This window comes from Kitasatospora purpeofusca (assembly GCF_000718025.1).
Classification (GTDB): Bacteria; Actinomycetota; Actinomycetes; order Streptomycetales; family Streptomycetaceae; genus Kitasatospora; species Kitasatospora purpeofusca.
Map to the genome: position 1 here is coordinate 55,872 of NZ_JODS01000004.1, position 23,183 is coordinate 79,054.

13 protein-coding genes are annotated in these 23,183 nt (G+C 72.6%); 8 read left to right on the forward strand and 5 right to left on the reverse strand.

From position 1 onward, the window contains the following. The first annotated feature begins 64 nt into the window (after positions 1–64). The gene (glyA, locus tag IF01_RS0108730; RefSeq protein WP_030392724.1) at positions 65–1,333 is read left to right on the forward strand and encodes a serine hydroxymethyltransferase; all 1,269 of its coding nucleotides are present in this window, start codon (positions 65–67) and stop codon (positions 1,331–1,333) included. Between the two features lie 190 nt (positions 1,334–1,523). Further along, the gene (locus IF01_RS0108735; RefSeq protein WP_030392725.1) at positions 1,524–2,891 is read left to right on the forward strand and encodes an L-serine ammonia-lyase; all 1,368 of its coding nucleotides are present in this window, start codon (positions 1,524–1,526) and stop codon (positions 2,889–2,891) included. 440 nt (positions 2,892–3,331) lie between these two features. Here the strand turns inward: IF01_RS0108735 and IF01_RS0108740 are convergent, their stop codons facing one another. The 4 genes from IF01_RS0108740 to IF01_RS0108755 form a co-directional block, all read right to left on the reverse strand. Continuing rightward, positions 3,332–3,829, reverse strand: coding sequence for an ATP-binding protein (locus IF01_RS0108740; RefSeq protein WP_233290167.1), 498 nt, complete (start codon positions 3,827–3,829; stop codon positions 3,332–3,334). Between the two features lie 178 nt (positions 3,830–4,007). After that, positions 4,008–5,303: a L,D-transpeptidase gene (locus IF01_RS0108745; RefSeq protein ID WP_030392727.1), complete on the reverse strand. Its 1,296-nt coding sequence runs from the start codon at positions 5,301–5,303 to the stop codon at positions 4,008–4,010. A 175-nt stretch (positions 5,304–5,478) separates the two neighbouring features. Then, entirely contained in the window at positions 5,479–6,768 is a 1,290-nt protein-coding gene (locus IF01_RS0108750; protein WP_233290168.1) for a L,D-transpeptidase, read from the reverse strand. 187 nt (positions 6,769–6,955) lie between these two features. Beyond that, the gene (locus IF01_RS0108755; protein ID WP_078879799.1) at positions 6,956–8,401 is read right to left on the reverse strand and encodes a L,D-transpeptidase; all 1,446 of its coding nucleotides are present in this window, start codon (positions 8,399–8,401) and stop codon (positions 6,956–6,958) included. A gap of 221 nt (positions 8,402–8,622) precedes the next feature. Here IF01_RS0108755 and glgX point away from each other — a divergent pair, with 221 nt between their 5' ends. The 4 genes from glgX (at position 8,623) to IF01_RS0108775 (ending at position 15,575) form a co-directional block, all read left to right on the forward strand. Then, the gene (gene glgX, locus IF01_RS0108760; protein WP_030392730.1) at positions 8,623–10,878 is read left to right on the forward strand and encodes a glycogen debranching protein GlgX; all 2,256 of its coding nucleotides are present in this window, start codon (positions 8,623–8,625) and stop codon (positions 10,876–10,878) included. A 109-nt stretch (positions 10,879–10,987) separates the two neighbouring features. Then, the gene (locus IF01_RS0108765; RefSeq protein ID WP_030392731.1) at positions 10,988–12,847 is read left to right on the forward strand and encodes an ABC transporter ATP-binding protein; all 1,860 of its coding nucleotides are present in this window, start codon (positions 10,988–10,990) and stop codon (positions 12,845–12,847) included. Further along, positions 12,844–14,697 carry an ABC transporter ATP-binding protein gene (locus tag IF01_RS0108770; RefSeq protein ID WP_030392732.1) on the forward strand — a complete coding sequence of 618 codons (1,854 nt, stop codon included), beginning with the start codon at positions 12,844–12,846 and terminating at the stop codon, positions 14,695–14,697. Before IF01_RS0108765 ends, IF01_RS0108770 begins: the two co-directional genes overlap by 4 nt. A gap of 125 nt (positions 14,698–14,822) precedes the next feature. Beyond that, positions 14,823–15,575, forward strand: a complete 753-nt coding sequence (locus IF01_RS0108775) for a class I SAM-dependent methyltransferase (RefSeq protein ID WP_030392733.1) — start codon at positions 14,823–14,825, stop codon at positions 15,573–15,575. A gap of 105 nt (positions 15,576–15,680) precedes the next feature. Here IF01_RS0108775 and glgP read toward each other — a convergent pair whose 3' ends face one another. Next, a complete protein-coding gene (glgP, locus tag IF01_RS0108780) occupies positions 15,681–18,344 on the reverse strand; it encodes an alpha-glucan family phosphorylase (RefSeq protein WP_030392734.1) in 2,664 nt (887 codons plus the stop codon). Between the two features lie 1,038 nt (positions 18,345–19,382). Between glgP and IF01_RS0108785 the strand changes: the two genes are divergently transcribed. Both IF01_RS0108785 and treS read left to right on the forward strand, forming a co-directional pair. Beyond that, entirely contained in the window at positions 19,383–21,338 is a 1,956-nt protein-coding gene (locus IF01_RS0108785; protein WP_030392735.1) for an alpha-1,4-glucan--maltose-1-phosphate maltosyltransferase, read from the forward strand. Beyond that, the gene (gene treS / locus IF01_RS0108790) at positions 21,335–23,059 is read left to right on the forward strand and encodes a maltose alpha-D-glucosyltransferase (RefSeq protein WP_030392736.1); all 1,725 of its coding nucleotides are present in this window, start codon (positions 21,335–21,337) and stop codon (positions 23,057–23,059) included. The genes IF01_RS0108785 and treS overlap by 4 nt, the downstream gene beginning before the upstream one ends. The last annotated feature ends 124 nt before the right edge of the window (positions 23,060–23,183 follow it).

The window sequence follows — 23,183 nt, forward strand, 5'->3', positions numbered from 1 at the left end:
CCGCAGCGCGGTGGCCGCCCCGCCCGCCGGCCCTCCTCCCTCTCACTTCCGGGAAGACTCCACCATGACGGTTCTGAACCAGTCCCTGCACGCCCTCGACCCGGAGATCGCCGCCGCGGTCGACGCCGAGCTGCACCGCCAGCAGACCACCCTGGAGATGATCGCCTCCGAGAACTTCGCCCCGGTGGCGGTCATGGAGGCCCAGGGCTCGGTCCTGACCAACAAGTACGCCGAGGGCTACCCCGGTCGCCGCTACTACGGCGGCTGCGAGCACGTCGACGTGGTCGAGCAGATCGCGATCGACCGGATCAAGGCCCTGTTCGGCGCCGAGCACGCCAACGTCCAGCCGCACTCGGGCGCGCAGGCCAACGCCGCCGCGATGTTCGCGCTGATCAAGCCGGGCGACACCATCCTGGGCCTGAACCTGGCCCACGGCGGTCACCTGACCCACGGCATGAAGATCAACTTCTCCGGCAAGCTCTACAACGTGGTGCCGTACCACGTCGACGAGAAGTCCGGCCAGGTCGACATGGCCGAGGTCGAGCGCCTCGCCAAGGAGCACCGCCCGCAGCTGATCATCGCCGGCTGGTCCGCCTACCCGCGCCAGCTCGACTTCGCCGAGTTCCGCCGGATCGCCGACGAGACCGGCGCACTGCTGATGGTCGACATGGCCCACTTCGCCGGCCTGGTCGCCGCGGGTCTGCACCCCAACCCGGTGCCGTACGCGGACGTGGTCACCACCACCACCCACAAGACCCTGGGCGGCCCGCGCGGCGGCGTCATCCTCTCCAAGGCCGAGCACGCCAAGAAGATCAACTCCGCGGTCTTCCCCGGCCAGCAGGGCGGCCCGCTGGAGCACGTCATCGCCGGCAAGGCCGTCGCCTTCAAGGTCGCCGCCTCCGAGGAGTTCAAGGAGCGCCAGCAGCGCACCCTGGACGGCGCCCGGATCCTGGCCGAGCGCCTGCTCCAGTCCGACGTCACCGAGGCCGGCGTCTCGGTGCTGTCCGGCGGCACCGACGTCCACCTGGTCCTGGTCGACCTGCGCAACAGCCAGCTCGACGGCCAGCAGGCCGAGGACCGGCTGCACGAGGTCGGCATCACGGTCAACCGCAACGCGATCCCGAACGACCCGCGCCCGCCGATGGTCACCTCCGGCCTGCGGATCGGCACCCCGGCGCTCGCCACCCGCGGCTTCGGCGCCGAGGACTTCCGCGAGGTCGCCGACATCATCGCCGAGGCCCTGAAGCCGGCCTTCGACGAGACCGTCGCCGCCGACCTGAAGGCCCGGGTCACCGCCCTCGCCGAGAAGTACCCGCTGTACCCGAACCTGTAGGTCCCTCCTGTTCGACCGCGGGTGACCGGGCTCACGCCGCCCGGACACCGGGGATTCCGGGGCACCGCGCACACTGGAAGGTGCGCGCGGTGCCCCGACCCGTGTCGGTCGCCCGACCCACCACCTCCGCCACTGCCGTCCCTCCCTCCCTGCCGGCACCACCCACGAGACCAGACAAGGACGTCACTCCGTGGCCATCAGCGTCTTCGACCTCTTCTCCATCGGCATCGGCCCGTCCAGTTCCCACACCGTCGGCCCGATGCGCGCCGCCCGGATGTTCGCGCGCCGCCTGAAGTCCGAGGCCCTGCTGGACGAGGTGACGGCGGTCCGGGCCGAGCTGTTCGGCTCGCTCGGCGCCACCGGCCACGGCCACGGCACCCCGAAGGCCGTCCTGCTGGGCCTCGAGGGCTACTCCCCGCGCACCGTGGACGTCGACCGGGCCGACCTCGACGTCGAGCGGATCACCGCCGAGAAGCGGCTCAACCTGCTCGGCACGCACGCCATCGACTTCGACCGCGACACCCAGCTGGTGCTGCACCGGCGGCGCTCGCTGCCGTACCACGCCAACGGCATGACCCTGTGGGCCTACCGGGCCGACGGCTCCACCGTGCTGGAGAAGACCTACTACTCGGTCGGCGGCGGCTTCGTCGTGGACGAGGACGCGATCGGCGCGGACCGGGTCAAGCCCGACGACACCTCGCTCAAGTACCCCTTCCGCACCGGCGACGAGCTGCTCCGGCTCAGCCGGGAGACCGGCCTGTCCATCTCCGGCCTGATGCTGGAGAACGAGAAGGCCTGGCGCAGCGAGGAGGAGATCCGCACCGGGCTGCTGGAGATCTGGCAGGTCATGCAGGAGTGCGTCCGGGCCGGCATGTCCCGCGAGGGCATACTCCCCGGCGGCCTCAAGGTGCGCCGCCGCGCCGCCTCGGGCGCCCGTGCGCTGCGCGCCGAGGGCATCGGCCCGGCCAACGCGATGGAGTGGGTGACCCTCTACGCGATGGCGGTCAACGAGGAGAACGCCTCCGGCCGCCGGGTGGTCACCGCCCCGACCAACGGCGCGGCCGGCATCATCCCCGCCGTCCTGCACTACTACCTGAACTTCATCCCCGGCGCGGACGAGGACGGCATCGTCCGCTTCCTGCTCGCCGCGGGCGCGATCGGCATGCTCTTCAAGGAGAACGCCTCCATCTCCGGCGCCGAGGTCGGCTGCCAGGGCGAGGTCGGCTCGGCCTGCTCGATGGCGGCCGGCGGCCTCGCCGAGGTCCTCGGCGGCTCGCCCGAGCAGGTCGAGAACGCCGCCGAGATCGGCATCGAGCACAACCTCGGCCTCACCTGCGACCCGGTCGGCGGCCTGGTGCAGATCCCCTGCATCGAGCGCAACGGCATGGCCTCGGTCAAGGCCGTCACCGCCGCCCGGATGGCCCTGCGCGGCGACGGCCGCCACCACGTCTCCCTCGACAAGGCGATCAAGACCATGAAGGAGACCGGCGCCGACATGAAGATCAAGTACAAGGAGACGTCCCGCGGCGGCCTCGCCGTCAACGTCATCGAGTGCTGACAGCGCCCCGCTCACGACCGCGCCCCCGCCCACCGGCGGGGGCGCGGTCGTTTGCTCCCCCCGGCCAGGGGCAAGAAGTGGGGCCGACGTCAGGTCACGCAGGATCGGAACCGGGAGATCGTGAATAATCTCAGGCGCTGACGTGAACCTATGCAAATTCCGAAGGTGAACTAAGTTACAAACCTTCCATTCGAAGCCACCCGGTTTGCCCACATGCTGAGATCCATGCGATAGTCGAAGCGTTCGAGGGTGAACGTCAGCGACTGACGGAGCCCCGGGCAATGACTTCGGCCCGCCCGACCCGGCACGGCCGACACCCATCGCACGGCACGCACCCCCTTGGCCGCGCGGTGACTTGCAAGGGCCCCCAGCCGCCGACCACGGCGATATCGGGGGCCCTGCGTGTTTTCCGGGCCCGGCTCGCACCGGACGGGCCCGGTTCAGACCCGCTCGCGGACCTTCAGCTCGAACCAGACGCCCTTGCCGCGCGGCAGCAGGTCGGCGCCCCAGCGGTCCGCGAGGTCGTCGACCACCTGGAGCCCGCGCCCGCGCTCGGTGACCGGCAGCGGCTCCGCCAGGATCATGCAGGGCAGCGCCCGCGAGGAGTCCCGCACCTCGACCCGGAGCCAGCCCGGTTTCCGCACCACCTGGAGCCCGATCGTCCGCCCCGCGGCATGCCGCACGGCATTGGCGACCAGCTCACTGGTGAGTAACTCGCACACCTCCAGGTGCTGGTGCAGCTCCCAGGCACCCAGGACCGCGAGCACCAGTCGGCGCGCCACCGGTCCGGTCTCCGGCCGGGACGGGAGCCGCACCTCACCCGGCGTCGTCCGGTCGCACAGCCTGCCGGCGTACAGCCGCTCCAGCTCGTCGCAGCTGAGCCGTTCCAGCGCCGCCAGGGAGTCCTGGAACGACCCCCACGACGCTTCGGCGACCAAGCTGGAACCCGGAATCGATGACTGATCTGTTTCGCCCCAACCCGCCATGCGCCCCATCATTGCGGAACGCAAGCGGCCGCGTACGGACAATGAACAAACGATCACTACTCTTTCGGCATATGCCGGGTGCAACCCGAACCCGCGTTCGTACGGGCCGGGCCGCCCCCGTGCCGATGTGCTACCAAGCGCTCCAGTCCATGTTCCAGCCGCTGAGGCCGTTGTCCGGCTTGACCTGTCCGCGCGTGGAGTTCAGCACCGTGACGATGTCCCCGATCAGCGAACCGTCGTAGAACTTGCCCGCCTCGGTGCCCGGTGCGCCACCCTCGACGTCCTTGAGGGCCACGCAGCCGTGGCTGGTGTTCTGGGTGCCGAACACCGACGCGGGGCGCCACCAGTTGCCGTGCACGTAGGTGCCGCTGTCGGTCAGCCGCATCGAGTGCGGAACCTGCTTGTCGTAGGGGTCGCCGGTCATGCCGGGCAGGGTGCTGGACTGCATCCGCACCACGCCCTCCTTGGACATCACGACCATGGTGCCGTTCCAGGTCGGGAACTCCGACGAGCCGGAAGTGATGTCCAGGACCGAGCTCTGGCCGTCCCGGACCACCGTCATCCTGTGCGTCTTGGCGTCAACGGTCGAAACCTGGGATCGCCCGATAGTGAAGGGCTCGTCCCGGTCCACTCCCCCGTAGACGCCCGGCGCGATCTCCACGCTCTTCAGCCGGTACTTGACGGTCACCTTGGTGCCGGGGGTCCAGTGCTTCTCGGGACGGAAGTCCAGCCGGCGGTCGCCGAACCAGTGACCCTTGAGCACGGTGCCGTTGTCGGTCTCGAAGGTGATGCCCCGGGCCACCGCCTCCTTGTTCTTCACGTCCTTGTCGAAGTCGACCGAGACGATCATGCCGACGCCGTAGGTGGCGTTGTCCTGGACGTTGTCGCTCACCTTCGACTCCCGCTCGGGCGCCAGCGTGGTGAAGCCGCTCTCCGCCTCGGCGACCACGCCGCCGGCGTCCGCCGCCAGCGCGTTCACCTGGTACGCGGTGCCGACCGCCAGCGGGCCGGACGGCGTCCAGCTCGACCCGTCGGCGGCGAGGGTGCCGGCCACCTCCTTGCCGGCCTTGTCGCTCACCTTGACCGTGGTGAGCTTCCCGCCCGTCACCGCGACCTTGAGCGCGCCGTTCGGGGCGACGTCCACCGCGCCGCTCTTCGGCTGGATGTCCACCACGGCCTGGGAGACCTTGGGCGCGGCGGGGGCGGTGGTGGCGGCGCCGGCGGGGGCGCCCGTGGCGGCCGGAGCGCCGGTGGCCTGACCGTCGGCCGGGGCGGCGGACGACGGGGCCCCCGCGGTCCCGCCGGCCCCCAGCTCGGCCTTGGCCGCCGTCCCGCTCCCCGCCCCGCCGCTCCCGCCGCAGGCGCTGGTCAGCACCAGCGCCCCGCCGACCAGCCCCGCGGCCACCACCCTGCGTATCGACTTCACCGTCGTCCCCCTCGTTCGTGTCACGGTGTTCGACATTTACACGCGCCGTGCACCGGAAAGGTTGCGCCGTTCGGGGGGCATCGGCACCGAAAACACGACCGGCCCGACCCCAACGAGTGAGGATCGGGCCGGTCGTGGCGGTTCCGCGACTGGCGGGTGCTACTGGCGGGTACGACTACCAGTTCGCCCAGCCGATGTTCCAGCCGCTCAGGCCGTTGTCGGGGGCGACGACCTTCTCCTTGGAGTTCTTGATCGTGATGACGTCACCGATCATCGAATCGTTGAAGAACTTGCCGGCCACCGAGGCGTCGCTGCCGCCCTTCTCGTCCTGCATCGAGATGCAGCCGTGGCTGGCGTTGCTCTTGCCGAACGGGTTGGCCCAGTAGTTGCCGTGCACGAAGGTGCCCGAGTTGGTCAGCCGCATCGCGTGCGGGACGTCCGGGATGTCGTACTCGCCGCCGAGGCCGACGGTCTGCGAGTTCATCCGGGTGACCTTCTCCTTGGACATCACCACCATGGTGCCGTTCCAGGAGGGGTTCTTCTCGTCGCCCAGGGTCACCGGGATCGTGCGGCTGTCGCCGCCCCGGGTCACCGTCATCTGGTGGGTGGCCGAGTCGGCGACCGAGACCTGGGAGCGGCCGATGGTGAACGGCTCGTCCTTGTCGATGTCGCCGTAGACGCCCGGGGAGACCTCGACGTTCTTCAGGCGGTACTTGATGAGCACCTTGGTGCCCGGGTTCCAGTACTTCTCCGGGCGGAAGTCCAGCCGCTTGGTGCCGAACCAGTGGCCCTTCACGGTGGTGCCGTCGCTGGCCTCGAAGGTGATGCCCTGGACGACCGCGTCCTTGTTCTTGACGTCCTTGTTGAAGACCACCGAGACGATCATGCCGACGCCGTAGGTGGCGTTGTCGGCGATGTTGTCGTTGGTGGAGATCTTCTTCGCCGGGGTCAGCGTGGTGAACGAGGTGGTCGACGCGGCCACCAGGCCCTCGGCGTCGGTGGCCTGGGCGTTCACCTTGTACGCCATGCCGACGGCCAGCGGGGCGCTGGGCTTCCAGCCGCTGCCGTCCGCGGCGATGGCGCCCGCGACCGGCTTGCCCTCCTTGTCGGTCACCTCGACCGTGGTGAGCTTGCCGCCGGTCACCCCGACCTTGAGCGCGCCGTCCGGGGCGACGTCCTGGGAGCCGTCCTTGGGCTCGACGTTCAGCACGGCGGCCGAGGTCTTCGGCGCGGCGGAGCTCGGGCCGGGCGTCGGCGTCCCGCCGTTGACCGCGGCTCCGGCGTCGGCGGCCCCCGCGCTGGCGGTCGCGTCACCCCCGCCGGCCGCCTTGTCGTCACCCCCGCTGTTGCAGGCCGCGGTGAGCAGCAGCACCCCACCCATCGCCAACGCCACCGCGCTCTGGCGCAGACGGCGGCTGGTGACGGTGGTACGTATCGCGGCGTCGGCCGCCCTAACCGGCTTCACGGTCTCTCCCCTCCCGGTGTCCATCACTGTGGACGCGCTGGTGCCCGAACGGGTTGCACCGGACCGGCGATCATCCGCGCCGGGCTTCGGCGCGGCAAGCAGGATAGCTGGGCCGATCGGGTGAATCCTGGGAGGGCTGCCGGTGAACGGGGGTGAAGATCGTCCGCACCCGGCGGTCACGCCGCCGTCAGGGCCTGGAGCCGGGGGACGGCGCCGGGGCGACGGCCGGGGGAACACCCGCCGGGAGGCCCGGGGCGGGGCTCGGCACCGGACTCGGGGACGCCCCGGGCGGCGCACTCGGGGACGCAGTCGGCGGCGCACTCGGGGACCCGCCGACCGGCGCACTCGGGAGCGGACCGGCGCCCGGCCCGGCGGCCGGGGCGCCGGAGGGGCTCGCGCCCGACTGGAGGGCGCTCCCGGCCACCCACTGCGCCCAGGGCAGGTTCCAGCCGTTCAGCCCGTTGCTCGGCGGCACCGCGTCCCCCGTCGAGGCCCGGACCTCCAGCACGTCCCCCGGGATCGTGTGCTCGAACAGCCAGCCCGCCGGCGTCTCCCCGCTCGCCCCGCCCTTGGCGTCGGCCAGCCCGATGCAGCCGTGGCTGGTGTTGGCGGTGCCGAACACCGACGGGTTGGCCCAGTAGTTGCCGTGCACGAAGGTGCCGGAGTTGGTCAGCCGCATCGCGTGCGGCACGTCCTTGATGTCGTACTCGTCGCCCATCCCGACGGTCTGCGAGTTCATCCTGGTCACCCGGTACTTCTCGGACACCACGAGCACGCCCCGGTAGGTCGTGTGCTTGGCGTCCCCGCCGGACACCTTGAGGGTGCGCACCACCCGGCCGCCCTGGCCGGCCCGGACGGTGAGGGTGTGGGCGTCCAGGTCGACGGTGGAGACCTGGGGCCGGCCGACGGTGAACCGGACGTCCTTGTTCTGGGTGCCGAACTCGCCCGGGGCGCCCTGGACGTCCTTGAGCCGCAGCGCGACCGCCACCTTGGTGCCCGGCGCCCAGTACGCCCGGGGGCGGAAGTCCAGCCGCTGGCCGCCGAACCAGTGCGCGGCCACCTCCACCGGCGGGTCGGCGGTCACCGCGATCGCCCGCTCCACCGCCGCCCGGTCGGTGACCGGGCGGCTGAACCGCAGCGAGACCGGCATCCCGACCCCGACCGTGGAGCCGTCCTCGGGGGTGAAGAAGGCGACGAAGGTGTGCGCCCGGGCCATGGTCGAGAAGTCGGCGTGCTGGACCGCCCGCTGCCCCTGGTCGTCCTCGGCCACCGCGTCCAGGGTGAACCTGGTGCCCAGCGGCAGCGGGCCGTCCGGCGCCCAGCCGGTGCCGTCCGCGGAGAGCGTCCCCGGCACCTCGCCGCCCCGGTTGTCGGCCAGCCGCACCGACACCAGCCGGCCCTGGGCGACGCTCACCCGGACCGGGCCCTCGGGCGGCAGGTTCTGGGTGTCGTCGGCCGGCAGCGCGGTGATCGACGCCCTGGAGGCCGGCGGCGGACCGGACGGCTCCGCCCGGACGGCGTCCGCGCTCGTGCTCCCCGGCCCGCCGCCACCGCCGGAGCACCCGGCCAGCACGGCCAGGGAGCAGCCCACCGCCGCCAGCCGCCGTGCCCACATCCGTCCTCGGGGCCGCATCCCGGGACCTCCCGCCGTAGCCGTCCGATACCCCGCACAACGAGGACGGCCCCGGCAGGACACGCCGACACGCCGGAAGCACCCACTCCGACGGCCCAGCACCGCGGCCGTACCCGGGCGCCATCCGCCGGTAACACGGTGTTAAGCCGCTTCCGTCCGGTGCGATCAGGGAATGAGACACCGCACGGGGTCCGGGACACCCCGTCAGGGAGGGCACCGCCATGGCGTCAGGGCAGGAGTCGGCGGCCGCCGTGCGCGCGCACGCCCCCACGGCCGTCAACGGGCACCGCGCGTACGGGCATCCCGGCGAGCGGCCGGACGGCGAACCGCCCTGGCCGGGCAGCCGGCTGCCGCTCGGCGCGCGCTTCCACCCCGGTCCGGACGGCCGCCCCGGCACCAACTTCGCGCTCTGGGCCGGCGGCGCCGAGGCCGTCGACCTCTGCCTCTTCGACGAGGACGGCCGGGAGAGCCGGCTGCGCCTCACCGAGCAGGACGCCCACACCTGGCACGGCTTCGTCCCCGGGGTCCTGCCCGGCACCCGGTACGGCTACCGGGTGCACGGCCGCTGGGACCCGTGGACCGGCGCCCGGTGGAACCCGGCCAAACTGCTGCTCGACCCCTACGCCCGGGCGATCGACGGCGGCTACACCGCGCACGACGCGGTCTGCTCCGCGGCCCGCAACTGGCCCGAGGCCGAGGTCGCCGACACCGTCCGGGACAACCGCGACTCGGCCCCCTACGTGCCCAGAGCCGTGGTCGTCCGGGACGACGACGACTGGTCCGACGACCACCGGCCGAAGACGCCATGGGCCGAGACCGTGCTCTACGAGCTGCACGTGCGCGGCTTCACCCGCCGCCACCCCGACGTCCCGCCCGAGCTGCGCGGCACCTACGCCGGACTCGCCCACCCCGCGGCGATCGCCCACCTCACCGGCCTGGGCGTCACCGCGGTCGAGCTGCTCCCGGTCCACCACCACGTCAGCGAGGACCACCTCCAGGCCCGCGGCCTCGTCAACTACTGGGGCTACAACACGGTCGGCTACTTCGCCCCGCACGCCGGCTACTCCGCCGCCGGCTCGCGCGGCGGCCAGGTCGGCGAGTTCAAGCGGATGGTCCGCGCCCTGCACGCCGCCGGCATCGAGGTGATCCTCGACGTCGTCTACAACCACACCGCCGACGGCGCCGAGCTCGGCCCCGCACTGCTGCTGCGCGGCATCGACAACGCCGGCTACTACCGGCTGCCGCCCAACCGCCCGCGCGGCTACGCCGACTACACCGGCTGCGGCAACAGCCTCGACACCCGCCGCCCCCAGGTGGTCCGGCTGATCACCGACTCGCTGCGCTACTGGGTGCACGAGATGGGCGTGGACGGCTTCCGCTTCGACCTCGCCGCCACCCTCGCCCGCGGCGCCGACGGCGGCGTCACGATGGAGCACCCGCTGCTCTCCGCCGTCTCCCAGGACCCGCTGCTCAGCCGGGTGAAGCTGATCGCCGAGCCCTGGGACGTCGGCCCGGGCGGCTACCAGGTGGGCGGGTTCCCGCCACCCTGGGCCGAGTGGAACGACCGCTACCGCGACACCGTGCGGGACTTCTGGCGCGGCGCCCGCCCGGACGTCCGGGAGCTCGGCTACCGGCTCTCCGGCTCCTCCGACCTCTACCAGCGGGACGGCCGGCGCCCGTACGCCTCCGTCAACTACGTGACCGCGCACGACGGCTTCACCCTGCGCGACCTCGTCTCCTACGACCGCAAGCACAACGAGGCCAACGGCGAGGCCAACCGGGACGGCACCGACGACAACCGCTCCTGGAACCACGGCGCCGAGGGGGAGAGCGCCGACCCCGCCGTCACCGCCCTGCGCCGCCGCCAGCTGCGCAACCTCACCGCCACCCTGCTGCTCTCCGCCGGGGTCCCGATGATCACCGCGGGGGACGAGTTCGGCCGCACCCAGGGCGGCAACAACAACGCCTACTGCCAGGACAACGAGGTGAGCTGGCTGGACTGGTCGCTGCTCGACGACCCGGCCTGGCGGAGCCTGTACGAGTTCACCGCCCGGCTGGTCCGGCTCCGCCGCGACCACCCGGTGCTGCGGCAGCGGGCGTTCTTCTCCGGCCGCGCCACCGCCCCCGGCGGCCTGCCGGACCTGGCCTGGTTCACCCCGCTCGGCAAGGAGATGACCGAGGCCGACTGGTTCGCGCCGACCGCCGCCGTGGGCATGCTGCTGGCCGGCACCGCGATGTCGGAACGGGACGCGCGCGGCCGGCCGCTGCTCGACGACAGCTTCCTGCTGCTGCTCAACGCCGGCCCCGAACCGGTCCCCTTCGTCCTGCCCGGCACGCCCCGGGCGGGCGACGGCACCGGCTACGAGACCGTGGTCGACACGGCGGCGGCGGACGGCGGCCCGGCGGGGCGGCACCTCCCCGGCGACCCGGTCCCGCTCGGCGCCCGCGCCCTGCGCCTGCTCCGGACCGTGCCCTGACCGCGCCGGCCGGCCGCCCCCGGCCGACGGCTCCCAGCTGGCCGGTTCTCGACGACAGGTCCGAAAAACCGGATGAGAAATGACGCGTACTCGGCCTACCCTCACCGCGATGGCCGAGAACCAAGCCCCCGACACCGCCCCCGACTCCGAGACCGGCTCCGACCCCGAGCCCGGCAGCGAGCCGCCCGCCCCCCGCCGGTCGACGGTGCGCTCGCTGCTGCGCCTGTGGCCCTACGTCCGCCCGATCCGCGCCCGGCTGGCCGTCTCGGTCACCGCCGCGATGCTCGCCTCGCTCAGCGCCCTGCTGGTCCCGACCGTGCTCGGCCGGATCGTGGACGGCCCGATCGCCGAGCGCGACCTCGACGGCCTCTGGGCCCCGGCGGCGCTGCTGCTCCTGCTCGGCCTCGCCGAGGCCGCCCTGTTCTACACCCGCCGGGTGGTGCTGGCCCGGCCGCTGTCCGGCGTCGAGACGGCGATGCGCGGCGACCTCTTCGCCAAACTCCAGCGGCTGCCGGTGTCCTTCCACGACCGCTGGGGCTCCGGCCAGCTGCTCTCCCGGGCCACCTCCGACATGTACACCATGCGGCTGTTCCTGGCCTTCCCGCTGGTCTTCCTGATCGTCAACACGGTGACCTTCCTGGTCGGCACCACGCTGATGTTCACCCAGGACTGGCGACTGGCGCTGATCGTGCTGGGCCCGGCCGTCCCGCTGCTGATCCTCACCCGCCGCTTCGAGGCCGGCTACTCGGGCGCCGCCCGCCGCGCCCAGGACCAGAACGGCGACCTCGCCACCGTGGTCGAGGAGTCCGTGCTCGGCATCCGGATCCTCAAGGCCTTCGGCCGCCACCGCTCGATGGCGGAACGTTTCCGCGAGCACTCCCGGCAGCTGCGCCGCACCGAACTGCGGAAGGCCGGACTGCTCGCCAACCTGTGGTCGGTCATCGTCGGCCTGCCCGAGCTGGCCCTCGGCTGCGCCCTCGCGGTCGGCGTCCACCTGGTCGCCCAGGACCAGTTGTCCGCCGGCACCCTGGTCGCCTTCCTGTCCACCGCGCTCTCGCTGCGCTGGCCGGTCGAGTCGCTGGGCTGGCTGCTCGCCTACGCCAACGAGGCCGCCACCGCCACCGACCGCTTCTTCGAGGTGCTGGACGAGCCCGAGGCGGAGGCCGCCGAGGCCCCCGCGGGCGGCTCCGCCGACTCCACCGACGTCCAGGACGGCATCCGGCTCACCGGCGTCCGCTTCCGCTACCCCGACGCCCCGGCCGACACCCCGGACCTGCTCCGCGGCGTCGACCTGCACATCCGCAGCGGCGAGACGATGGCCCTGGTCGGCGCCACCGGCAGCGGCAAGACCACCCTCACCGCCCTGCTCCCCCGCCTCTACGAGGCCACCGGCGGCAGCATCACCCTCGACGGCCGGGACATCCGCGAGTTCGACCGCACCCGGCTGCGGGAGCTGGTCGCGGTCGCCTTCGAGGAGCCCACCCTGTTCTCCGCCACCGTCCGGGAGAACGTGCTGATGGGCGCCCCCGGCGCGGACGAGGAGCGGCTGCTCACCGCGCTCGCCACCGCCCAGGCCGGCTTCGTCGAGAAGCTGCCGGAGGGCGTCGCCACCGAGGTCGGCGAGCAGGGCCTCAGCCTGTCCGGCGGCCAGCGCCAGCGGCTCGCGCTGGCCCGCGCCGTGGTCGGCGACCCGGCCTTCCTGGTGCTCGACGACCCGCTGTCGGCCCTGGACGTGCACACCGAGGCGCTGGTCGAACGCGCCCTGCGCCAGGTCCTCGCCGCCACCACCGCCCTGGTGGTCGCGCACCGGCCGAGCACCGTCCTGCTCGCCGACCGGGTCGCCGTGCTCGCCGACGGCCGGATCGAGGCCGTCGGCACCCACCAGGAGCTGCTGCGCGACTCGGCCCGCTACCGCGAACTGATGTCGGGCGAGGCCGCCCTCGTCCCCGAGGGGAGCACCGCCCGATGACCACCACCGTCGAACCCGCCGCCGCGCGCACCGACCCGGCCGCGCCGGACGAGGAGGAGCTGCCGGCCCCGCCCGCCGACGAGGAGGACATCCCCGTCCCGGCGGGCGCGCCGCGCGCCCTGCTGCGCTCGCTGCTCGGCCCGCACCGGGGCCGGATCGCCACCGCCATGGCGGTGATCCTGCTCCAGCAGGCCGCGCTGCAGGCCGGACCGCTGCTGGTCGCCTTCGCGATGGACCGGGGAATCCCCGCCCTGCGCGAGCACGACTCCGGACCGCTGGTCGCGGTGGTGGTCGCCTACCTGGGCTGCGCGCTGCTCGGCACCCTGCTCCAGTGGGCGTTCATCAAGATCAGCGCCCGGGTCAACCAGGACATCCTGCTGGACCTGCGCGGGCGGATCTTCCGGCACGCCCAGCGGCTCAGCCTGGACTTCCACGAGCGCTACACCTCGGGCCGGATCATCTCCCGCGCCACCAGCGACGTGGACGCTCTGCGCGAGCTGCTCTCCGAGGGCCTCCAGGAGCTGCTGACGGTCTTCCTCTCGGTCTGCTCGATCTCGGTCATCCTGCTGGTGCTGGACTGGCGGCTCGGTCTGGCCTCGCTGGCCTCCTTCCTGCCGCTGTGGCTGATCGCCCGCTCGTTCCGGCGCCGCTCGCGCCGGGTCTACCGGCGTTCGCGCACCGCCGCCGCCTCGCTGATCGTCCGCTTCACCGAGACCATGAACGGCATCCGCCCGGTCAAGGCCTTCCGCCGCGAGCGGGCCAACGACGCGGCGTTCGGCGTGGTGAACCGGCAGTCGGCCACCGCCACCGCGGACGGCCTGCTGGAGATCGCCCGGTACGTCGGTCTGTCCCGGGGCACGGCCAATGTGTGGAGCACCGGCGTGCTGGTGCTGGGCGCCTGGCTGGTCACCGACGGCGCCGTCGAACTGGGCGTGCTGACCGCCTTCGTGCTCTATCTGCGCCGGCTGTTCGACCCGATCGACCAGCTGGCGATGTTCCTCAACAGCTACCAGTCGGCCGCCGCGGCGCTGGAGAAGATCGCCGGCCTGCTGGCCCACGAGCCGACCGTCGCCGAGCCGACGGAGCCCGAGGAGCTGCCGGCCACGTCCGTGACGGGCCGGGAGGTGCGCTTCGAGAGGACGCGGTTCGCGTACCGCACCGGCAAGGAGGTGCTGCCGCCGTTCGACCTGGTGCTGCCGGCCGGGCAGACCGTCGCCGTGGTCGGCGCGACCGGGGCCGGCAAGTCGACGGTGGCCAAGCTGCTGGCCCGGTTCTACGACCCGACCGAGGGCCGGATCACCCTGGACGGGGTGGACCTGCGCGACCTCGCCGGTCCCGAGCTGCGGCGCGGGGTGGTGATGGTGACCCAGGAGTCCTTCCTGTTCTCCGGCACCGTCGCCGAGAACATCGCGATCGGCCGGCCCGGCGCCACCCGGGCCGAGGTCGAGGAGGCGGCCCGGGCGATCGGGGCGCACGCCTTCATCGCCGAGCTGCCGGACGGCTACGACACGGACGTACGCAAGCGCGGCGGGCGGATCTCGGCCGGCCAGCGGCAGCTGGTGGCCTTCGCCCGCGCGCTGCTCGCCGACCCGGCGGTGCTGATCCTCGACGAGGCCACCAGCTCGCTGGACGTGCCGGGCGAGCAGGCGGTGCAGCGGGCGATGCGCACGGTGCTGGCCGGGCGGACGGCCGTGATCATCGCCCACCGCCTCTCCACCGTGGAGATCGCGGACCGGGTGCTGGTGATGGAGCAGGGCCGGATCGTGGAGGACGGCAGCCCGCGCGAGCTGGTCGACGGCGCCGGGCGCTTCGCCCGGCTGCACCGGGCCTGGCGGGACAGCCTGGTCTGACACCCGCTCACGGCCCTCCCGCACCCTTCGCGAGTAATAGTCCATAGACCCTTTCGTCCATTACCGAAAGGGTCTATGGTCGTTCCCGGGGCCTACCGCCTCCGGGTTCGCGAAGGGGAACGAGCATGGTCGACCGTCAGCACTGGGAGCAGTGGCAGCGCAGCTGGGACCGGCAGCAGGAGTGGTACCTGCCCGACCGCGAGGAGCGGTTCCGGGTGATGATCGACCTCGTCGGCGCCGTGGCCGGCCCGGCCCCGCGGGTGCTCGACCTCGCCTGCGGCACCGGCAGCATCACCGAGCGGCTGCTCGCCCGGCTGCCCGGCGCCACCAGTGTGGGCGTGGACCAGGACCCGGCGCTGATGACCATCGCCCGGGGCGTGCTCGGCGAGGACGAGCGGTTCACCCTGGTGACCGCCGACCTCAAGGACCCGCAGTGGGCCCGCGCCCTGCCGCCGGGACCGTTCGACGCGGTGGTGACCGCCACCGCCCTGCACTGGCTGCCCGCCACCCATCTGGCCCGGCTCTACGCCGACCTGGCCGGACTGCTCCGCCCCGGCGGAGTGTTCCTCAACGCCGACCACATGCCGGACCCGGAGGTCCCGCTGCTCAACGCCGCCGAGCGGGCCCAGCGGCACGGGCGGCAGGAGCGGGAGAAGGCCGAGGGTGTCCTGGACTGGGAGGCCTGGTGGCTCGCCGCCGCGGCCGACCCGCTGCTCGCCGACCAGGTGGCCGCCCGCAACGTGCTGTACGGCTCGCACGCCGACGGCGAGTCCCACCCGGCCGGCTGGCACACCGAGCGACTGGTGGCGTCCGGCTTCGCCGAGGCCGGGGTAGCCTGGCGCTCGGTCACCGACGCCATGGTGGCGGCCGTCCGCTGAGCAGGCCGCCCACCGAGCGGGGCGGTCCGTCGAACGGAGCGGTCCGTCGGGTGGAGCGATCCACCGGGTGGGGCGCCGGTCCGGCCGGCGCCCCGCCCGGTGCGCTCAGCGCAGCAGCACCGCGTCCATGCCCGGCACCTCCGGCGGCAGCGCCACCAGCCCCAGCTCGGCGGGCGAGGCCAGCCGGGGGTGCGAGGGCAGCACCCGCACCGTGTAGCCGAACGGCCCGGTGCGGCCGAGCTCCAGTGAGCCCTCGTACCTGGTCCGCCCGTCCAGGTCGGGCCCGCCGACCGGCTTGAGCGCGAGCAGAGTGGCGTCCGAGATCCGGTCGGACTCGTCCACCCGGCCGGAGACCACCTGGACCTCGACGTCGGTCGGCTCCAGCGGGCCCAGGGTCACCTGCACCCGCAGCGCCAGGGCGCTGCCGAGCTCCTGCGCCTCGTCCGGGCAGTCCGCCTCGACGTGCTCCACCCGGACGGCCGGCCAGGCCTCGCGCACCCCGGCCTTCCACCCGGCCAGCTCCCGGGCAGCGCGGTGCGCCCCGCTGCCGGCCAGCTCCCGCTGGGCCTGCGCGGCCGGGGCGTAGAGCCGTTCGACGTACTCGCGGACCATCCGGCCGGCCAGCACCTTGGGCCCGAGGGTGACCAGGGTGTGCCGGACCATCGCGATCCACCGGTGCGGCAGGCCGTCCGAGCCCCGGTCGTAGAAGCGGGTGGCGACCTGGTCCTCGATCAGGTCGTAGAGCGCGGCGGCCTCGATGTCGTCGCGCCGCTCGGCCTCCCGGCTGTCCGGGTCGAGCACGCCGTCGCCGGTGTCGGCGGTGGGGATCGCCCAGCCGTTCTGGCCGTCGAACCACTCGTCCCACCAGCCGTCCAGCACCGACAGGTTGAGGCAGCCGTTGAGCGCGGCCTTCATCCCCGAGGTGCCGCAGGCCTCCAGCGGGCGGAGCGGGTTGTTCAGCCAGACGTCGCAGCCCGGGTAGAGGTGCCGGGCCATCGCCATGTCGTAGTCCGGCAGGAAGACGATCCGGTGCCGGACGGCGGGGTCGTCGGCGAAGGCCACCATCTGCTGGATCAGCCGCTTGCCGCCGTCGTCGGCCGGGTGGGCCTTGCCGGCCACCACGATCTGCACCGGCCTGGTCGGGTGCAGCAGCAGCGCGCGCAGCCGGTCCTGGTCGCGGAGCATCAGGGTGAGCCGCTTGTAGGAGGGCACCCGGCGGGCGAAGCCGATGGTGAGCACGTCCGGGTCGAGCACCGAGGAGACCCAGCCGAGTTCGGCCTCCCCGGCCCCGCGCTGGTGCCAGGAGGCGCGCAGCCGGTGGCGGACCTCGTCGACCAGCTGGGCGCGCAGGGTGCGGCGGAGGTCCCAGACCTCGGTGTTGCCGATCCGCTCCAGGCCGGTCCAGCGCTTGGTCTCGCCGGTGGTCATGGCCTCCTCGGCGCGGTCGGCGCCGATCTCGGCGGCGCCGAGCCGGACGACCGCCGGGTCGATCCAGGTGGCCGCGTGGACGCCGTTGGTGACCGAGGTGATCGGCACGTCCGCGGCGTCGAAGCCCGGCCAGAGGCCGTTGAACATCGAGCGGCTGACCTCGCCGTGCAGGGTGGAGACGCCGTTGGCGCGCTGGGCCAGCCGCAGGCCCATGGCGGCCATGTTGAACAGCTTCGGGTCGCCGCCGCGCCAGGTCTCGGCGCCGAGCGCGAGCACCTGCTCGACCGGGACGCCGGGGAGCGCGGTCTCGCCGCCGAAGTGCCGGGCCACCAGCTCGCGGTCGAACCGGTCGATGCCGGCCGGGACGGGCGTGTGGGTGGTGAAGAGGGTGCCGGCCCGGACCGACTCCAGGGCGGCCGCGAAGTCGAGCCCGGCGTCCGCGACCAGTTCGCGGATCCGCTCGACGCCGAGGAAGCCGGCGTGGCCCTCGTTGGTGTGGAAGACCTCGGGCGCGGGGTGCCCGGTGAGCCGCTGGTAGGCGCGCACGGCCCGGACGCCGCCGACGCCGAGCAGCATCTCCTGCAGCAGCCGGTGCTCGCTGCCGCCGCCGTAGAGGCGGTCGGTGACGTCGCGCTCGGCGGGCGAGTTGGCCTCGATGCCGGAGTCCAGCAGCAGCAGCGGGACCCGGCCGACCTGGGCCTTCCAGATGTGCGCGGCCAGGGTGCGGCCGCCGGGCAGCGCGAGGTCCACCCGGCTGGGCGTGCCGTCGGGTTCGCGCAGCAGGGTGACGGCCAGCTCGTCCGGGTCGAGCAGCGGGTAGCGCTCCTGCTGCCATCCGTCCCGGTCGAGGGACTGCCGGAAGTAGCCGTGCCGGTAGAAGAGACCGACGCCGATGATCGGGACGCCGAGGTCGCTGGCGGCCTTCAGGTGGTCGCCGGCGAGGATGCCGAGGCCGCCGGAGTACTGGGGCAGCGCGGCGGCGATGCCGTACTCGGGCGAGAAGTAGGCGATGGCGGCGGGGAGCGGCGCGGCGGCCTGCTGTCCCGCCGTCTGGTACCAGCGCGGGCCCGCCAGGTACTCCCGCAGGTCGTCGGCGAGGTCGCCGAGCCGGCGCAGGAACCTGCGGTCGGCGGCGAGCGCGGCGAGCCGGGCGGCCGGGACCTCCCCGAGCAGCCGCACCGGGTCCTCGCCCGTCGCGGCCCACACGTCCGGGTCCACGGACCGGAAGAGGTCCCGGGTCTCGGGGTGCCAGGACCAGCGCAGGTTGAGAGCCAGCTCGTGCAACGGCTGGAGTTGTTCGGGCAGGACGGTGCGGACGGTGAATCTGCGGATTGCCTTCACGGCGTGAAGCGTAGCCTCGCCCGATGGCATGATGGTGCGTCAGTTGGGCTATTCGGCATCCGTTCGGCCTATTGATGAGATCGCATTCGGCGCATTGGACTGCACGGGGGGCGCACGAGGCGCACTTTCCGGGGCGCCGCGCCACCAATACGTGAACACGGCGGAACAGATCCATTTCCGTCGGCGGGCCCGCGCCCGATCACCTCCGAAACTCCGGCCGGACCGGTGCGGAATCGGCTCCACCGGTGCGAGGATGAACTGCGGTCGTCGATGCTGCGGGGAGTGCGGAGACGGGTGGCGTTCCCCCGCGAAGCAGCACGTCCGAATCCTTTTCGTGTTGATCGTTCGTCATCCTGATTGGTCCATTCGGCGCCCATCGCGGACCGCCGCGTGTCCTTGCGATCATCCCGCTCGTTCACGGGTGGGTCGGGTCCTCCAGGGGCGCGCTCCGAGAGGCGTGCGCCGGGACGCGCGCGGGCTCTCGGGCCCTCCGCCACGGGCTCGGCGGGAGCGGGGCAGGTTGCCCGGAACGACGGCGCGGGCAGGCTTCCGGTCGCAGGTCCTCCCCACCCAGTAGTCCTCCCGGTACTCCCCTGGCCCTGCCGGCCCGCGGGAGCTGCCGCCGATCTCGGGCAGGAGTTTGGCATGCACGGCGACACGCGGGACCAGTCCACACCGGTGGCGGACATCCTCGACGCAGCGGTCGCGGAATCCGCCGGACGGATGGATTCTGACGCTCGGACGGACGCGGCGATGCCGGGACCCCGGGGTGCCGGGGCAGACGGTACGGAGCGACCGGACGAACCGGCCCGACAACCAGGGGCCGAGGACAGCCGGACCGCCCCCGGCCCGACCAGGGCCGCGACCCCGCGCGGGCGCACCACCGCTCGCGGCGCGAGCGCCTCCGAACCCGCCACCGGCCGGGCCGGGGGCGCCGCACCCGCCGGTGCGCCCACCGCGCGCCCCACCGCCGGCCGGACCCGCGCGAAGCCCGCCACCACCCGCAAGACCGCCCGCAAGACGACAGAGAGCGACACCGTGATCGGCCGCATCCCCGTCCTGGACGTCAGCCCGCTCGTGGACGCCGGCCGCCGCCCGGCCAAGGCGGTGGTGGGCGAGTCCTTCCCGGTCTCCGCGACCGTGTTCCGCGAGGGCCACGACGCGGTCGCCGCCAATGTGGTGCTGCGCGACCCGCGCGGCCGCGGCGGCCCCTGGACGCCGATGCGCGAGCTGGCCGAGGGCTCCGACCGCTGGGGCGCGCACGTCACCCCGACCGCCCCCGGCCGCTGGTCGTACCTGGTCGAGGCGTGGTCGGACCCGGTGGCCACCTGGCGCAAGGCCGCGTCGATCAAGCTGCCGGCCGGGATCGACACCGCGCTCGTCCTGGAGGAGGGCGCGCAACTGCTGGAGCGCGCCGCCGCCGGGGTGCCGAAGAAGGAGGGCCGGGCGGTGGTGCTGGCGGCCGCCGAGGCGCTGCGCGACCCGGGCCTGCCGCCGCTGTCCAGGCTGGCCGCCGCGCTCGCCCCCGAGGTGCAGGAGCTGCTGGGCCGCTTCCCGCTGCGCGAACTGGTGAGCGCCTCCCGGCCGGTGCCGCTCCAGGTGGACCGGGAGCGGGCGCTGTTCGGCTCCTGGTACGAGTTCTTCCCCCGCTCCGAGGGCGCGGTGGTCGACCCGTCCGGGGTGGAGCCGCCGCGCTCGGGCACCCTGCGGACCGCCGCCGAGCGGCTGCCGGCGGTCGCCGCGATGGGCTTCGACGTGGTCTACCTGCCGCCGGTCCACCCGATCGGCCGTGCGTTCCGCAAGGGCCCGGACAACAGCCTGACGGCCGGCCCGCACGACGTCGGCTCGCCCTGGGCGATCGGCTCCCCGGAGGGCGGCCACGACGCCGTGCACCCGGACCTCGGCACGATCGAGGACTTCGACCACTTCGTCGCCGAGGCCACCGCGCTGCACCTGGAGGTGGCGCTGGACTTCGCGCTCCAGTGTTCGCCGGACCACCCCTGGGTGAACAAGCATCCGGAATGGTTCAGTCACCGGGCGGACGGCACCATCGCCTACGCCGAGAATCCTCCGAAGAAATATCAGGATATTTATCCGATCAACTTCGACCAGGACATGGACGGAATCGTCAAGGAGACGATCCGGGTCCTCCGGTTCTGGATGGCGCACGGGGTACGGATCTTCCGGGTCGACAACCCGCACACCAAACCGGTGCTCTTCTGGGAGCGGGTGCTCGCCGACATCGCCCGCACCGACCCGGACGTGGTCTTCCTCGCCGAGGCCTTCACCCGTCCGGCGATGATGCACACCCTGGGGAAGATCGGTTTCCACCAGTCGTACACGTACTTCACCTGGCGCAACACCAAGGCCGAACTCACCGAGTACCTCACCGAGCTCACCGGCGACGCGGCCGCCTACATGCGCCCCAACTTCTTCGCCAGCACCCCGGACATCCTGCACGCCTACCTCCAGGACGGCGGCCGGGCCGCGTTCGCGATCCGCGCCGTCCTGGCGGCCACCCTCTCCCCCAGCTACGGCGTGTACGCCGGCTACGAGCTCTACGAGAACGAGCCGGCCCACCCCGGTTCCGAGGAGTACCTGCACTCGGAGAAGTACGAACTGCGCCCCCGGGACTGGAGCCGCACCGACACCCTCGCCCCGCTGCTCACCGTCCTGAACCGGCTGCGCCGCCGTCACCCGGCCCTCCAGCAGCTGCGTTCACTGCGCTTCCACCCCACCGACAACGACCAGGTGCTCGCCTACTCCAAGACCGCCCCGACGCCCGACGGCCTCACCGACCACCTCATCACCGTGGTCAACCTGGACCCGCACCACACCCAGGAGGCCACCGTCACCCTGGACGGGGACGGGCCGTACGCGGTCCACGACGAGCTCACCGGCGCCGCCTACACCTGGGGCCGGCACAACTACGTCCGGCTCGACCCCTCAGCCGAGCCGGCCCACCTCCTCACGGTTCGGAGGAACCCAGCGTGACAGTCAACGAGCCCGTCCCCGACACCTTCCCCGAGACCTCGAAGAAGAACCTGGACCCGGAGTGGTTCAAGCGTGCGGTCTTCTACGAGGTGCTGGTGCGGTCCTTCCAGGACAGCAACGGCGACGGGGTCGGAGACCTCAAGGGGCTCACCGCCAAGCTCGACTACCTGCAGTGGCTCGGGGTCGACTGCCTCTGGCTGCCGCCCTTCTTCGCCTCGCCGCTGCGCGACGGCGGCTACGACGTGTCCGACTACAAGTCGGTGCTGCCGGAGTTCGGCGACCTCGCCGACTTCATGGAGTTCGTCGACGCCGCGCACGCCCGCGGCATGCGCGTGGTCATCGACTTCGTCATGAACCACACCAGCGACCAGCACCCGTGGTTCCAGGCCTCCCGGGAGGACCCGGACGGCCCGTACGGCGACTTCTACATGTGGGCCGACGACGACAAGCAGTACCCGGACGCCCGGATCATCTTCGTCGACACCGAGACCTCCAACTGGACCTACGACCCGGTGCGCAAGCAGTACTTCTGGCACCGGTTCTTCTCCCACCAGCCCGACCTCAACTACGACAACCCCCGGGTCCAGGACGAGATGATCGCCGGGCTGCGGTTCTGGCTGGACCTCGGCATCGACGGGTTCCGGCTGGACGCGGTGCCGTACCTGTTCGCCCGGGAGGGCACCAACTGCGAGAACCTCCCGGAGACCCACGAGTTCCTGCAGCGGGTCCGCAAGGAGATCGACGCCGACTACCCGGACACCGTGCTGCTCGCCGAGGCCAACCAGTGGCCGGAGGACGTCGTCGACTACTTCGGCGACTTCGCCTCCGGCGGCGACGAGTGCCACATGGCGTTCCACTTCCCGGTGATGCCGCGGATCTTCATGGCCGTCCGCCGGGAGTCCCGCTACCCCGTCTCGGAGATCCTCGCCAAGACGCCCAACATCCCGCACGGCTGCCAGTGGGGGATCTTCCTGCGCAACCACGACGAGCTGACCCTGGAGATGGTCACCGACGAGGAGCGCGACTACATGTACGCGGAGTACGCCAAGGACCCGCGGATGCGCGCCAATGTGGGCATCCGCCGACGGCTCGCCCCGCTGCTGGAGAACGACCGCAACCAGATCGAGCTCTTCACCGCCCTGCTGCTCTCCCTGCCCGGTTCGCCGGTGCTCTACTACGGCGACGAGATCGGCATGGGGGACAACATCTGGCTGGGCGACCGGGACGGCGTCCGGACCCCGATGCAGTGGACCCCGGACCGCAACGCGGGTTTCTCCTCCGCCGACCCGGGCAGGCTCAGTCTGCCGCCCATCATGGATCCGGTGTACGGCTACCAGGTGACCAACGTCGAAGCGCAGCAAAGCAGTTCGAGTTCGCTGCTGCACTGGACGCGTCGCATGATCGAGATCCGCAAGCTCAACCCGGCGTTCGGCCTCGGCAGCTACACCGAACTGCCCTCCAGCAACCCCGCGGTGCTGGCCTTCGTCCGTGAGTACGAGGGGGACCTGGTCATGTGCGTGAACAACTTCTCGCGGTTCGCGCAACCGACCGAACTGGACCTGCGGCGGTACGGCGGACGGAATCCGGTCGAGCTGATCGGCGGGGTGCGCTTCCCCTCGATCGGCGAGTGGCCGTACTTGCTCACCCTGGCCGGGCACGGCTTCTACTGGTTCCAGCTCCGCCGGCCCGCCCGGCCGACCGGAACCGTGCGGTCGAAGTAACGATCCGGCAGCCGCCACGGATCCCACCGAACCCTCCGGGGGCGCGAGTTCGTACCCCGCGCCCCCGGTCGTCTCTGCACCACCGCGTACGGAGAACAGCCCAACGGCCACCCACACGAAGGCG

Bases quoted from the DNA above. Each gene is read 5' to 3' on its own strand.
- IF01_RS0108765 (WP_030392731.1), top strand. From the start codon at position 10,988: ATGGCCGAGAACCAAGCCCCCGACACCGCCCCCGACTCCGAGACCGGC.
- IF01_RS0108775 (WP_030392733.1), top strand. From the start codon at position 14,823: ATGGTCGACCGTCAGCACTGGGAGCAGTGGCAGCGCAGCTGGGACCGG.
- IF01_RS0108770 (WP_030392732.1), top strand. From the start codon at position 12,844: ATGACCACCACCGTCGAACCCGCCGCCGCGCGCACCGACCCGGCCGCG.
- glgX (WP_030392730.1), top strand. From the start codon at position 8,623: ATGGCGTCAGGGCAGGAGTCGGCGGCCGCCGTGCGCGCGCACGCCCCC.
- glyA (WP_030392724.1), top strand. From the start codon at position 65: ATGACGGTTCTGAACCAGTCCCTGCACGCCCTCGACCCGGAGATCGCC.
- IF01_RS0108755 (WP_078879799.1), bottom strand. From the start codon at position 8,401: ATGCGGCCCCGAGGACGGATGTGGGCACGGCGGCTGGCGGCGGTGGGC.